Annotated in this window: 13 protein-coding genes; 11 read left to right on the forward strand and 2 right to left on the reverse strand. The window is 58.5% G+C overall.

What is annotated here, in order from left to right; genetic code table 11:
• Positions 1 to 17 precede the first annotated feature (17 nt).
• Positions 18 to 1,034 (forward strand): hypothetical protein, encoded by a 1,017-nt coding sequence (locus tag GSQ81_RS01000; RefSeq protein ID WP_254059918.1) that lies wholly within the window; start codon positions 18 to 20, stop codon positions 1,032 to 1,034.
• Between the two features lie 61 nt (positions 1,035 to 1,095).
• Here GSQ81_RS01000 and GSQ81_RS01005 read toward each other — a convergent pair whose 3' ends face one another.
• Complete coding sequence (locus GSQ81_RS01005) at positions 1,096 to 2,169, reverse strand: glycosyltransferase family 9 protein (protein ID WP_158908891.1); 1,074 nt, start codon at positions 2,167 to 2,169, stop codon at positions 1,096 to 1,098.
• A gap of 93 nt (positions 2,170 to 2,262) precedes the next feature.
• Here GSQ81_RS01005 and GSQ81_RS01010 point away from each other — a divergent pair, with 93 nt between their 5' ends.
• The 4 genes from GSQ81_RS01010 to GSQ81_RS01025 all read left to right on the forward strand — a co-directional run bounded on the left by GSQ81_RS01010 (position 2,263) and on the right by GSQ81_RS01025 (position 5,476).
• A complete protein-coding gene (locus tag GSQ81_RS01010; protein WP_158908892.1) occupies positions 2,263 to 2,865 on the forward strand; it encodes a DUF4254 domain-containing protein in 603 nt (200 codons plus the stop codon).
• Between the two features lie 123 nt (positions 2,866 to 2,988).
• Positions 2,989 to 3,558, forward strand: coding sequence for a lipopolysaccharide assembly protein LapB (locus GSQ81_RS01015; RefSeq protein ID WP_158908893.1), 570 nt, complete (start codon positions 2,989 to 2,991; stop codon positions 3,556 to 3,558).
• Between the two features lie 231 nt (positions 3,559 to 3,789).
• Positions 3,790 to 4,860, forward strand: coding sequence for a gluconeogenesis factor YvcK family protein (yvcK, locus tag GSQ81_RS01020; protein WP_158908894.1), 1,071 nt, complete (start codon positions 3,790 to 3,792; stop codon positions 4,858 to 4,860).
• Positions 4,861 to 4,876: 16 nt separating this feature from the next.
• Positions 4,877 to 5,476 (forward strand): GNAT family N-acetyltransferase, encoded by a 600-nt coding sequence (locus GSQ81_RS01025; protein ID WP_158908895.1) that lies wholly within the window; start codon positions 4,877 to 4,879, stop codon positions 5,474 to 5,476.
• On the opposite strand, the gene rlmN is transcribed toward GSQ81_RS01025, so the two are convergent.
• Positions 5,400 to 6,665 carry a 23S rRNA (adenine(2503)-C(2))-methyltransferase RlmN gene (rlmN, locus tag GSQ81_RS01030; protein ID WP_318523856.1) on the reverse strand — a complete coding sequence of 422 codons (1,266 nt, stop codon included), beginning with the start codon at positions 6,663 to 6,665 and terminating at the stop codon, positions 5,400 to 5,402. The two genes, GSQ81_RS01025 and rlmN, sit on opposite strands and share 77 nt — an antisense overlap.
• 72 nt (positions 6,666 to 6,737) lie before the next feature.
• On the opposite strand from rlmN, the gene GSQ81_RS01035 reads away from it, so the two are divergent.
• From GSQ81_RS01035 to pruA, 6 genes are all read left to right on the forward strand, one after another.
• The gene (locus GSQ81_RS01035; RefSeq protein ID WP_158908896.1) at positions 6,738 to 8,057 is read left to right on the forward strand and encodes a pitrilysin family protein; all 1,320 of its coding nucleotides are present in this window, start codon (positions 6,738 to 6,740) and stop codon (positions 8,055 to 8,057) included.
• Positions 8,058 to 8,108: 51 nt separating this feature from the next.
• On the forward strand, positions 8,109 to 8,645 hold the full coding sequence (locus GSQ81_RS01040; RefSeq protein ID WP_158908897.1) for a prepilin-type N-terminal cleavage/methylation domain-containing protein: 537 nt from the start codon (positions 8,109 to 8,111) through the stop codon (positions 8,643 to 8,645).
• A complete protein-coding gene (lolA, locus tag GSQ81_RS01045) occupies positions 8,645 to 9,280 on the forward strand; it encodes an outer membrane lipoprotein chaperone LolA (protein WP_158908898.1) in 636 nt (211 codons plus the stop codon). Before GSQ81_RS01040 ends, lolA begins: the two co-directional genes overlap by 1 nt.
• Before the next feature lie 240 nt (positions 9,281 to 9,520).
• Complete coding sequence (locus GSQ81_RS01050) at positions 9,521 to 10,255, forward strand: HAD family phosphatase (RefSeq protein WP_254059919.1); 735 nt, start codon at positions 9,521 to 9,523, stop codon at positions 10,253 to 10,255.
• 51 nt (positions 10,256 to 10,306) lie between these two features.
• Positions 10,307 to 10,768: a (deoxy)nucleoside triphosphate pyrophosphohydrolase gene (locus tag GSQ81_RS01055; RefSeq protein ID WP_158908899.1), complete on the forward strand. Its 462-nt coding sequence runs from the start codon at positions 10,307 to 10,309 to the stop codon at positions 10,766 to 10,768.
• A gap of 125 nt (positions 10,769 to 10,893) precedes the next feature.
• Positions 10,894 to 12,492 (forward strand): L-glutamate gamma-semialdehyde dehydrogenase, encoded by a 1,599-nt coding sequence (gene pruA, locus GSQ81_RS01060; protein ID WP_158908900.1) that lies wholly within the window; start codon positions 10,894 to 10,896, stop codon positions 12,490 to 12,492.
• The last annotated feature ends 303 nt before the right edge of the window (positions 12,493 to 12,795 follow it).

The following is a 12,795-nucleotide window of genomic DNA, read 5'->3' on the forward strand; positions in this document are numbered from 1 at the left end:
AGTTATAGGATAAAGCGATGGTTCCCAAGTCCTTTAAATCAAAGCTGCTTCATCGCATAAGAAAATCCATGAATGGTGCACTTGAAGCAAAGATTCAAGCAGGCGAAGAAAGAATTTATGATTCGCAGCTTCTTCAAGGCCGCATGGCTTGCTGGCAGACCCGCTCTAGGGAAAAAATCCAATCACTACAGGAAATAGAGTTCAAGGTATTCTCTCAATGGGGCGAAGATGGAATTATTGATTGGCTGATAGAGCGCGCCGCCATCCCAGTCCACCTGCATACTTTCGTCGAGTTCGGGGTGGAAAGCTATCGCGAAGCGAATACCCGGTTTTTACTGGAGAATCGTAACTGGCGAGGGTTGGTAATGGATGGCGATCCGGCATTGGCCGAGAATCTCAAAAGAGACCCTCTCTTCTGGCGTTATGATCTCACCGCGAAATCTGCGTTTATCACTCGGGAAAACGTTAATGATCTGATTGAGAGCGCCGGTTTTAGTGGAGAAGTGGGACTCCTCAGCATCGATGTCGATGGAAATGACTATTGGGTATGGGAAGCGATCAGCGTAATTCAACCAGTCATCTGTGTTTGCGAATACAACGCAGTGTTCGGAGATTTACAAGCGATCTCTGTTCCCTACGACCCGGAATTTATATCCAGCCGCAGTCACTTCAGTCACTTGTACTTCGGTGCCTCTATTGCCGCTCTACGCTCTCTGGCTGCGCGAAAGGGATACAGATTCGTTGGAACGACCTCGGCTGCGAATGACGCTTTTTTTATTCGCGAGGACTATGCCCAACGCCTTGATTCAGCCTTGATGAACAAGGTCGCATTGGCATCCAAAAACCGTAGCTCAAGAGACAGATCGGGGCAGCTCACGCATATAGGGGGAATTGATCGCCTGAAACTGATTTCCAATATGTCGGTGGTAAAGATAGAGACAGGAGATACCGTGTCTTTAGGCGATCTGGGGCCCGTCTACAGCGAGGATTGGCTTCAACAGATAGCGGGAGTCTCAAAGATGGTCGCAGACTAAGCCATAGGAGCGACAAGTAAATCAATAAAAGAGTTGCGGTGGCGACCGTGATCTGGCTTGACTAGTCAGTGCCTATGATGTCACGAATGTTGGTAAGGACTTCTTCAACGGTGATCGATGTGATGCACTTCTTGCGCTCGACGATACATGTCTCCAGACCGCAGCCCCAGCAGTCGGTCTGGTGATAGACAATACGATGCTGCCTGCCGTAAGGAAACCAGACACGGGGTTTATTTCGTGCGGCGAAGATAGCGACACACGGAGTCTGCACAGCAGCAGCAAGATGCATCGGCCCGCTGTCATGGCCGATAAAAAGACGTGCATGAGCAAAAGCCGCAGCGCTCTCGCGCGGAGTGAGCTTGCCGCAGAGGTTAATGACCGGCCCCCCGCCCGCCTCGCGCCAACCATCGGCAGCAAACTCGCTGGCCTCGCTCTCTGGCGGCGAACCGCTCAACGTCAGGGCGTGGCCGGGATAGAGCGCAGCGACCTTAGCCAGCAGAGCACGCCAGTTATCGCGGCCCCAGTCCTTTGATTGCACCTTCGTGCCGACGCTGACAGCGATCATGGGAAGATCTCCCGCCGGACGAAGAGCCTCGGCAGCGGTGGCCTGCTCCTCCGGTGTGAGCCCCAGGTCCCAACTCTCAGGATCGTCAAGGCGGCCATCGCCAAGTTCTGCCAGATTGCGGACCAGCCGCGCACCCTCAGGCTCGAGCGCCTGTTCAGCCTCCTGCCAGCGATTCTTCTGCATGTCTTCAGTTACCGGAATTCCGATAAGGCGGCGGATACCGCAGAGCCGAAAGAACTTCGCATCGCGCCGTGCCGACTCGACGCCCCGCGAACCTCCGATATAGACCAGGACTTCAGGCCGCCATCGAACGATCTGCCACCACAGCGAGAACAGCTCACGAGGATTCCGTGTGCCTACCGAGTAACGATAATAGCTCTTTACCAGGCCACTGTTCTCCAGAATGGCAGCGGCAGGCGGCGCTTTCACGTTGACCGGGAAGTTCGTCAACATGCGGCGTTCGGCATCGGGGAAGGCGCGCGCGGCAAGATGAAGGGCCGGAAGCGCGACGAGCGTGTCTCCCAGGCTGCCAAGTCGATAGATGAGAACTCGTTTTGTCGAGGATGGCATGGTCTGTCTTTAGTCTGCTTGGTTCAACGCGATGCTGCAACCCCACCGGCACCCTGATAAAGTTCTCGTTGGATGAAGAGGAGCGGATCGAACATGTTGAACGCCCTTGCGATCACCGCAATGCAGGATGACAGAACCCGTGCATGGCATGGGGCCGAAGGCGCTACCGACGCCGAAGGCTTGCTGGGTCTCGCCGAGGCGCAGCACCGGGCCAACTTCGATCTATGGCACGAAGAGGATAAAGCTCGCGACCCCGCCGCAACCGATGCTGAGATCGTCACGGTAAAACATGCCATCGACCGCCTGAACCAGCAACGCAACGATCTGGTTGAAAAGCTGGACAATAGGTTGATCGAGCTGGCAGGCGAGCAGAACCCCGTCGCTCCCCTGCACTCCGAAACGCCGGGCCTGATGATTGACCGGCTCTCGATTCTGGCGCTGAAGATCTATCACACCCAAGACGAGACACGTAGAGCGTCCGCAACCGAGGCGCACCGGCAGAAGAACATAGCGCGGCTGGCAGTACTTGAGGAGCAGCGCAGCGACCTGGCCGGATGCCTGGACGCGCTATGGGCCGAGGCACTCGCCGGGACGCGAAGGTTCAAACTCTACCGGCAGATGAAGATGTATAACGATCCAGATCTCAACCCTAAGATGTATGGTGCCGGCAAAGCGGCGAAAGCTGAGACCGGGTGACCCTGACGGGTAGTTGACCTTGTGCTTGCAGGTGGGTATAAAACCGAGACAAGATTATTTACACGAACTGGCTCTCCGTAACGTCGGGAGTCTTGGGAGCGCCATCCGGCGACAGGATTATCAATGACTCAGGCAAAGGCTGCACCCGCACCATCCTCCTCATCTTCAAAACGCCCCAAAACCCTGGCAGGCGTTGTCCCCGTTCCCAACGACGCAGCGCGCGCGCAGGCGCTGGCGCACTATGAAGCCGCGCTGCGGTTGATGCAGGAGGGGAAGTACGACAAGGCCCACGCTGCCTTCGATAAGATGTTGGCCGCAGGCGCAGGCGAGCTGGCCGACCGCATTCGCATGTACATCAACGCCTGCCTGTTGCAGGTCAGCAAAGGCAAGACCAGCTTCAAGAGCAACGAAGAGCGCTACGACTACGCCGTCTCGCTGCTGAACGACGGCCACTACGAAGACGCGCGCGAAGAGTTCAAGACGATCCTCAAGCAAGACGACAAGGCCGACTACGCGTTCTATGGCCTGGCGGTGCTGTCCAGCATGACCGGCGACTCGCACACCTGCCTCGAACATCTGACCGAGGCGATCCGGCAGAACCCGAAGAATCGGATTCAGGCGCGAGGAGATTCGGACTTTCAAGACATGGCCGACGATCCGCGCTTTACGGAGCTGCTCTATCCCGAGGTATAGCGACCTTAGAGCAATTCTCCGATAGGTGTAACCCTTTATCGGATCATCTTCGCCCTATTTGTTGTCATTCCCCTATTTGTTGTCATTCCCGAGGGGAATCTGCGTTTCTTCCGGGCTTGCATCACTACAGCCGGAGGGGAACAGCTATAACCCGCCAAGTCGGTTCTCAAATAGATTTTCGCGCCAACCCGCTAAAATCATCTCTCAGAGAATTTAGTGGGAGAGTTGTGCATGGAGTTGACGAACCGGGACAGTCCTAAAGAGCTTCGAGTGGTCGCCATGGGTGGCGGCACAGGATTGTCGACCTTGCTGCGAGGGCTTAAACGCTACGTTCCCATGCGCGACCGCCGCAAACGGCCACGAACGCCGGAGCAGATCAATAGTCCGGCGCTTCCCTGCACCGACACCCGGTGGATCATCCGCGAGCTTTCGGCGGTGGTGACCGTAACCGACGACGGCGGCTCGTCAGGACGTCTGCGTGAGGACTTCAAGATGCTGCCGCCGGGCGATGTGCGCAACTGCATGGTCGCCTTGTCCGAGGACGAGCATCTGCTCTCGAAGCTCTTCCAGTTCCGCTTCGACCAGGGAGAGCTTGAGGGCCACAGCTTCGGCAACCTCTTCGTCGCCGCGCTCTCGCACATTACCGGAGACTTCGCGCAGGCAGTCCAGATGTCATCGCAGATTCTGGCCATCCGCGGCAAGATCTTCCCCGCGACCAATACCAATGTCACGCTGGCCGCGCAGATGGACGACGGCTCCTTCGTTCGCGGCGAAACGAACATCACCGCCAGCAAGCGAAGCATCGTCAAGCTGATGCTGGAGCCGGCCACCACGCACCCTCTCCCTGAGACACTGGAGGCGATCGCCCATGCCGACATCATCACGCTTGGCCCCGGGTCGCTCTACACCTCGCTCATTCCAAACCTTCTGGTCAGCGGAGTGCCCGAGGCGCTGGCAGCTTCGAAGGCAACCAAGGTATTTATTTGCAACCTCATGACGCAGGCAAATGAGTCGCTGGGGCTATCTGCCTCGCAACATATCGAAAAGATCCTGCAACATGCCGGGCAGACGAAGTCTCCGATCTTCGACTATGCGCTGATCAACACCGCGCCTATCTCCGCTACCCGGCTGGAACAGTATGCCCGCGAGGGCCAGGAGCCGATCGAGGCCGACCTGGAGCGAGTGAAGGCACTCGGAGTTAAGCCCCTGACAGGAAATTTCGTGCACGAGGGCGACGTGCTACGGCACGACTACGACCGCGTCGCAGAGAGCCTGCTCGAACTACGGGCCTGCGCGGATTGAAGAGGAAGATAGAACGATGATCGAGATACCGGTGCTGGAAGGAACGCGAGTAAGGCTGGAGCCTATGACGCTGGAGCATCTTCCCGGCCTCGAAAAAGTGGCCTTCGATGACCGCATCTGGCGCTATATGCCTATCGTGATCAAGTCTCCGCAAGATCTTCGCGAATGGGTAGAAAAAGCCCTGCGCTTGCAGGAAGCCGGGACGACGCTGCCTTGGATTACCGTCTTGAAGTCAGAGAACAGAGTCATCGGCAGCACTCGCTTCTTCGATCTCGACCGCGCACATCAGACCGCGGAGCTGGGACACACCTGGCTGACTCCGGAACTTCACGGCGCAGGCCTGAACGCCGAAGCGAAGTTATTGCAGCTTACCTATGCCTTCGAAGAGCTGAAACTGCGGCGCGTGGCATTAAAGACCCACCACGAGAACCTGCAATCACAAAAAGCCATGCGCAAGATCGGCGCCGTCGAAGAGGGGCGATTCCGCAACCACTACATCATGCCCGACGGATCGCAGCGGCACAGCGTCTGGTTTTCAATCATCCGGGAAGACTGGCCGCAGACGAAATCTCTACTAGAGGCGCGGATACAGGCTCCGACTCCACCGTCCGCTTGAGCTGGCCGCAGGCGGCGTAGATATCGCGGCCTCGCGGACGACGAATGTAAGCCGCGATTCCGGCATCGATAACGCGCCTCTGAAACGCAGCCACCCCAGCCTGCGGAGGCTCGTGATACGGCATGTTGGGCCCCGAGTTCCACACAATCAGATTGATCTTGCAGCGCATGTTGCGGACCAGCGCGATCAACTCGTCGGCATCGGCCAGGGAGTCGTTGATCCCGCCCAGCATGACGTACTCGAAGGTGATCCACTCCCGGTTGCGCAACGGAATCGTATCGAGCGCCTCAAAGAGCGCCGCGATATTCCACTTGCGCGTAATCGGCATGATGGACTCGCGAATCACATCGTTGGGCGCATTAAGGCTGACCGCCAGCTTAGGACGCACCGTCTCCTTGGCGAAATCGAGAATCCCCGGCAGAATGCCCGAGGTACTGACGGTCATACGCGACTCGGGAATCCGCATGTAGACCAGCAGCCTGACAGCAGCCATGAAATTGGCATAGTTCAAAAACGGCTCACCCATCCCCATAAAGACGAGGTTGATGCGCGCCGGAGACGGGTTTCCGCGGCTGCTGCCAAGGTCGAGCCGATGCCGGTTAAGCACAGCGGCGACCTGCCCGGCGATCTCGCCCGGAGTCAGGTTACGTCGAATACCCAGCTTAGCGGTCAGGCAGAACTGACAGTTGACCGCACAGCCGACCTGGCTGGAGATACAGATCGTAGCCCGCCGATAGGGAAACTTGGCCGTATTGCCCGGCTTGTCCTCGCTCTCCTCTTCCTCAGCCGCAAGGGAGCCGTCACCTCGTTCACCCCCATCGCCATCCGGCATCCAGACCGTCTCAACCGTCTCACCATCAGCCATGCGGACGAGATAGCGCTCCGTGCCATCGACCGAACGGGCAGTCTGGACGATCTCTGGCAAGCCAATGGCATAGCCCTCGGCGGCAAAGCTCTCACGCAGCTCTGCAGGCAAGGTCGTGATCTCGTCCAGGCCGGTAGCCCGCTGGCGATAGACGGCCTCGGCAAGCTGGGCAGCCCGGTAAGGACGCTGGCCGTGGGCCTCCATCAGGCTGGAAAGCTCGTCAAGGGACTGGCCGAAGAGTGGTTTTAGCTGCACGGTGGCTTCGGCTTCGATCTTTACTTTGTTCAACATAGCGATATAGGGCGACTTTCGGAGGGCTGTCACTAGTTTACTCCGCGCAGCCCCGGACGACCAATCCCCCACCCTGCTGTGAAACAATGGAGGGTAAGGAGATTCATGTCTGTAACCCTGGTTGAAGATAGTGGCCTGACAAGAAATGCCGTCGAACGGAACATCCGCAAGACCGTTTTGTCGAACGGATTGACCGTATTGACGGAGGCGATGCCCCACCTGCGCAGCGTATCGATGGGCGTGTGGATCGGGACCGGCTCGCGCGACGAAGAGGCCGCCATCAACGGCGTCTCGCACTTTGTGGAGCACATGGTGTTCAAGGGGACGACCTCCCGGTCCTCCAAGCAGATCGCCCGCGAGGTGGACACCATCGGCGGCAATCTGGACGCGTTTACCGGTAAGGAGATGGTCTGCTTTAACATCAAGGTGCTGGACGAGAACGTGACCCCGGCGCTCGATGTACTGGCCGACCTGGTGCTGCACCCCACGTTTACGCCCGAGGAACTCGTACGCGAACAGGGCGTCATCCTCGAAGAGATCAAGATGGACGAGGACAACCCCGACTACTTAGTCCACGAAATCTTCACCCAGAACTTCTGGAAGAACGACCCCCTCGGCCGCCCCATCCTGGGAACGAAGAAGACGGTCTCGAGCTTCAACCAGCAGATCATCTTCGACTTCTACGCCAGCCGGTTCACGCCGCGCAACATGGTCTTCTCGGCCGCCGGAAACCTCGACCATGACGCCTTTGTGGCGCAGGTAGAGCAGCAGTTCAGCTCGCTGGCCGCCAGCAGCGACAGCCTGCTGCCCAAGCTTCCCTCCCCGGTAGCGACGCCGCACATTACGCTGAAGCGGAAAAAATCACTGGAGCAGGTGCAACTTTGCCTCGGCGTTCCCGCTCCCCCGGTGAACCACCCCGACCGATACGGGATCTATCTGCTCAACACGATGCTGGGCGGCGGCATGAGCTCGCGCCTCTTCCAGACCATCCGTGAAGACCGCGGACTGGCCTATGCCATCTACTCCGAGATGAACCCCTTCCGCGATACCGGCTCGCTCTGTATCTTTGCCGGAACAGCAGTCGACAAGACCGAACAGGTTTTGCAGCTCACCATGCAGGAGTTGCGCCGTCTCAAAGAAAACACCGTAAGCGATGGCGAGTTGAAGCGGGCCAAGGACCAGTTGAAGAGCAATATCGTGATTGGCCTCGAAAGCTCGGGCAGCCGGATGGCGAATCTGGCACGGCAGCAGATGTACTTCGGACGTTTCTTCGGAGTAGACGAGATTACGCGGGAGATCAACGCAGTGACCCCGGCGGACATTCAGGCGCTGGCACAGGACCTCTTCCGCCCCGAGGCAATCGCGCTGACGCTGCTCGGCAATCTCGGCGAGATGAAGGTCGAGCGGGAAGATTTGGCCTGCTAAGGTCTGATAGAGTTTTGTTCGATGTCGGAATACGGGATGGCCGAGGAATTGATGACGAAGACGATAGCGAAGACGGCTTTGGGACGGGTACGCGCTGCACGACAGGCTGAAGAAGGCTTCACGCTGATTGAACTGCTGATCGTCATGTCGATCATGCTGATCCTGATGACGCTCGCCGTTCCACAACTCCTGAAGCTCAAGAAGACGGGCAACCAGACTTCGGCGATCAACTCCGTGCGCACCATCGGGCAGGCCGAGTTGCAGTACAACTCGGCGTATCCGGCAAACGGGTTTTCCTGCTCAATCGCATCACTGGGCGGCGATCCCAAATCTGGTGCCCCAACGCCGCTGGCGGCGCAATTGCTCACGCCCGATCTCGCCGAAGGACACAAGGCGGGATACACCTTCGCGATTACCAACTGCTCGAAGGTGACCATCAATAATCAGGACATGTACACGTCGTTCGAGATCACGGCCGTACCCGACGCCGTCGGCAAGACCGGCGATAATGGCTACTGCTCCGACGAAAACAACGCAATTCGCCAGGACCCCACCGGCGGAACGAACTGCACCCAGCCCATTCAATAATGTTGAAGAAGACCGTTCTACTGCTGTTCGCCTGCTGCGCTACGCACCTGTTCGCGCAGAACAACGCCGCGCTGATCCACAAGGTAGATGACCACTACAATCACCTGACCTCGCTGCGCGCCCACTACACCGAGCATTACACCGGCATGGGCATGGACCGCACCGAATCGGGGACGCTCCTGCTCAAAAAGCCGGGCCGCATGCGCTGGAACTACGACAAGCCGGTCGGCAAGGTCTTCGTGCTCGACGGCAAATACGCCTGGTTCTATACCCCGGGCGACACCCAGGCCCAGCGAGTCCCCGCCAAGGAACTGGACGACCTGCGCTCTCCCCTGCGTTTCCTGCTGGGCCACACGCAGCTCCAGAAAGAGCTGGATAACCTGACCGTCACGCCAGATGGCTCCAACTACAAGATCACCGGCGTCCCCAAAGGCATGGCGCAGCGGGTGAAGGCGCTGACGCTAGGCGTGACCTCCACTGGAATCATCGAGCAGATGCAGATTGAAGAGCTTGACGGATCGATAACATCGTTTTCTTTTAGTGGGATAGAAGAAAATATTCCAGTAAAGAGTGAGGATTTCATCTTCCATCCTCCCGCTGGCGTCGCCATCGTCAACGGCCTGCCCCCGATCTAATAGAGCAGTACCGCGTAGAGCAGTATCGCGTTTCGCGTCCCTGAGTTCCCCGTCCCTGATTTGTCATCCTTCGCCGAAGGCGGAGGATCCTCGTTTGCCGTTGATCGCCTCGACTCCGCCAGAACCAATTACACGGAATCTTTGCCGGTAGCCACAGGCCCGAATTGTAAAATCAGGTTAACTTCAAAGTGATTGAATCGATCGTGCGCGATCCCTTGCGCAGAAAAGTTGAGTATTCCCTTGAGCAATCCAAGCAACACGCTATTGACCCACCGTCTGAGCACCACCGAGTTTCACGCCGCAGTCTATGAGCTGTCCCCCACCGTCGCCGTCTTCGACTGCGACGGAACCCTATGGTCGGGCGATGCCGGGTCGTCCTTCATGAACTGGACCATCGAGACCGGACTGGTCTCCCGCGAGGCAACGGACTGGATCGATGGACGATATCGCGGTTATAAGCGTGGCGAGGTCTCCGAGATCGTCATCTGCGGCGAGATGGTGCAGCTCTATCAGGGCCTGCGCGAGGACGAGATGCGCCGCGCTGCAAAGAAGTTTTTCGAGACCAAGATCGAGCGCAACATCTTCCCCGAGATGCTGGAGCTGGTGGCTGAACTGCGCCGCCGCGATGTGGATATCTGGGCGGTCAGTTCGACCTGCGACTGGGTGATCGAAGAAGGCATGCAGCGCTTCGGGATTCCCGCAAACCGGGTGCTGGCAGCCTGCGTCACGATCAAAGATGGGCTGGTAACGGAGACGATCTGCGATGTGCCTACCGACGAGGGCAAGGTCGCATCGCTCGCTCGCGTGAAAATCACCACGCCGGATGCGGTCTTCGGCAACTCGGTGCACGATGCCGCCATGCTGGCGATTGCACGGCGGGCGTTCCCCGTAAACCCGACTCCAGCGCTGGTTGAGCGCAGCGCCGCCGAGGGCTGGCCGGTTTACTACCCGGCTTCGGTGGCACCTGCCAGCTAAATATTACGAACGAAGCATTTAGGCCCGGTTGGAGTCTAAACTGTTAGTCAGGTGAGAGATTCCATCCGCAAGCTCGAAGAACGGGTTGAGACGGCGCAGCCCAAGCCCTTGCGGCTGGTGGTAGCGGCGCTGATCCTGCGCGAAGGCACGGGCGGGACAGAAGTGTTCATCTGCCAACGCAAGCCCGACCAGCCAATGAGCCTGAAATGGGAGTTTCCCGGCGGCAAGATCGAGCCCGGCGAAGGCCCGGAGGAGGCCCTGGTTCGCGAGTTGAACGAGGAACTGGGGATCTCGGCCCTGATCGGACAACGGGTAGCGCAGATTCGGCATAAATACCGCAACGGTGGCGCGGTCGACCTTCAGTTCTTCGTAGTGAAGGAGTTTCAGGGGCCGATGGTAAACCGGATCTTCAATGATATGCGCTGGGTCTCGCTGGCTGCCCTGCCCGGCTATGACTTCCTGGCGGCGGACCTTGGACTGATCCGGGACCTGTCTGAAGGCAAGCTGCTCTGAAAAATGGTTTAGCGTCGAATAGTTGAGTACCGCAATAGTTGAGTACTTAACTAAATCTACTGGCCAAGGGCATGGATGGCCGTCGGCAGGCTCCGATAAACGTGGATTCGCGCTAAAATCACGGCATGATAGCCCCTGCACAGGATGCCGCTGAAGTTACCATCCGTTCGGCCCAGGCCCCGTTCGTCAACGAAGAGTTCGTCGACTTCGCCCTCGGGGAGAACAAGCGTGCCATGCAGGCCGCGCTCGCCGAGGTGGGGAGCCAGCTTGGCCGTGGGTACGACCTCGTCATCGGGGGGCGGCGCGTACGGACCGAAGGCAAGATCGTTTCCAGCAATCCAGCACGGCCAAAGCAGGTGGTAGGCATCCACTCGAAGGCTGGCCCGGAGCACGTTCAGCAGGCGATTGACGCCGCCCAGGTAGCCTACGCAGACTGGACCCGGCAATCCGCAATAGATCGGGCAGGACTCTTGTTCCGTTCTGCGACTCTCATCCGCGAGCGTAAATTCGAGTTCTGCGCATGGCTGATCTACGAGGTGGGCAAGAACTGGGGCGAGGCTGATGCTGACGTAGGCGAGACAATCGACTTCCTGGAGTTCTATGGACGCGAGGCGCTTCGCCTGGCTAGCGCAACCACGCCTATCCAGTTTCCCGGCGAGCGCAACCAGCTTCGTTATCTGCCGCTCGGCGTCGGCGCGGTCATTCCGCCGTGGAACTTCCCTTTCGCCATCATGGCCGGCATGACGGCCGCAGCCATCGTCTGCGGCAACACGGTGGTGCTCAAGCCGTCTGAAGACGCGCCTACCATCGCCGCACGCTTTATGAGCCTCCTCGAAGAGGCAGGCCTTCCGGATGGCGTCGTCAATTTGTGTCCCGGCGCAGGAGCAGAGTTTGGAGCGGCGCTGGTCGAGCATCCCCAGACGCGCTTTATCGCCTTTACCGGATCGAAGGCAGTGGGCCTGCAGATTCACGAGCGCGCCGCCCGCACCCAGCCCGGCCAGCACTTCATCAAGCGAACGATTCTGGAGATGGGCGGCAAGGACTCCATCATCGTCGACAACGACTGCGACCTCGACGCAGCCGTGCAGGGAGTGGTGGCGAGCGCCTTCGGTTTCAATGGCCAGAAGTGTTCTGCCTGCTCGCGCGTCATCGTCGATGCTGAGATCTATGACACCTTCTGCGACCGCCTGCAGGCAAAGGTAGCGGAGATCAAGACCGGCGATCCGGTCGAAAACATTTATACCGGACCGGTCATCAGCGAAAAGGCATACCGCAAGGCCCTTGGCTATATCGACATCGGAAAGACCGAGGGGGTCGTTCTGAACGGCGGCCAGGCCATCGAAACGCCCGAGGGCGGTTATTACATCGCGCCCACCGTTATCAAAGACGTGGCATCCACCGCCCGTATCGCGCAGGAAGAGATCTTCGGGCCGGTGCTTGCCGTCATCAAATCGAAGAACTTCGATGAGGCGCTCGCCATCGCCAACAACACCGAGTACGGCCTGACCGGAGCCATTTATTCCAACTCGCGGGCGAACCTCGACCGGGCGCAGAACGAGTTTCACGTCGGCAATCTCTACCTCAACCGGAAGTGCACGGGCGCGATGGTCGGCGCGCATCCCTTCGGCGGCTTCAATATGAGCGGCACCGATTCCAAGGCCGGAGGCCCGGATTATCTGCTGCTGTTCACGCAGGCTCAGAGCATCGGGGAAAAGACAACCTAGTCCAACCGGAACGCGAAGAAGCAATCAAGCCAGATTGGCCTGTCCAAAAACGCTAAAAATGTGGTCTGGACGCGCCACAACCGCACGTCATCTCGACCGAAGGCGGCGTTTTTGCCGCCGCAGCGAGAGACCCCTGTATTTTGCTGCAGTTTGTTTCAACCAAGCTGCAGGCTGCCCTTTGTGGAGACTGCCGCTGGTTGATCCTCGAAAAACAGGCTCATCGCAAAAAAGACGAAATACAGGGGTCTCTCCACTCCGCTGCGCTCCGGTCGAGATGACGTTAGTGTTGGCCGGTCGATATAA

This window comes from Granulicella sp. L56 (assembly GCF_009765835.1).
Classification (GTDB): Bacteria; Acidobacteriota; Terriglobia; order Terriglobales; family Acidobacteriaceae; genus Edaphobacter.

What these genes read in the sequence shown, in the direction of transcription:
- pruA (WP_158908900.1), top strand. Translation starts at nt 10,894, where the DNA reads ATGATAGCCCCTGCACAGGATGCCGCTGAAGTTACCATCCGTTCGGCC.
- GSQ81_RS01025 (WP_158908895.1), top strand. Translation starts at nt 4,877, where the DNA reads ATGATCGAGATACCGGTGCTGGAAGGAACGCGAGTAAGGCTGGAGCCT.
- GSQ81_RS01000 (WP_254059918.1), top strand. Translation starts at nt 18, where the DNA reads ATGGTTCCCAAGTCCTTTAAATCAAAGCTGCTTCATCGCATAAGAAAA.
- GSQ81_RS01010 (WP_158908892.1), top strand. Translation starts at nt 2,263, where the DNA reads ATGTTGAACGCCCTTGCGATCACCGCAATGCAGGATGACAGAACCCGT.
- GSQ81_RS01015 (WP_158908893.1), top strand. Translation starts at nt 2,989, where the DNA reads ATGACTCAGGCAAAGGCTGCACCCGCACCATCCTCCTCATCTTCAAAA.
- lolA (WP_158908898.1), top strand. Translation starts at nt 8,645, where the DNA reads ATGTTGAAGAAGACCGTTCTACTGCTGTTCGCCTGCTGCGCTACGCAC.
- yvcK (WP_158908894.1), top strand. Translation starts at nt 3,790, where the DNA reads ATGGAGTTGACGAACCGGGACAGTCCTAAAGAGCTTCGAGTGGTCGCC.
- GSQ81_RS01035 (WP_158908896.1), top strand. Translation starts at nt 6,738, where the DNA reads ATGTCTGTAACCCTGGTTGAAGATAGTGGCCTGACAAGAAATGCCGTC.
- GSQ81_RS01005 (WP_158908891.1), bottom strand. Translation starts at nt 2,169, where the DNA reads ATGCCATCCTCGACAAAACGAGTTCTCATCTATCGACTTGGCAGCCTG.
- GSQ81_RS01040 (WP_158908897.1), top strand. Translation starts at nt 8,109, where the DNA reads ATGACGAAGACGATAGCGAAGACGGCTTTGGGACGGGTACGCGCTGCA.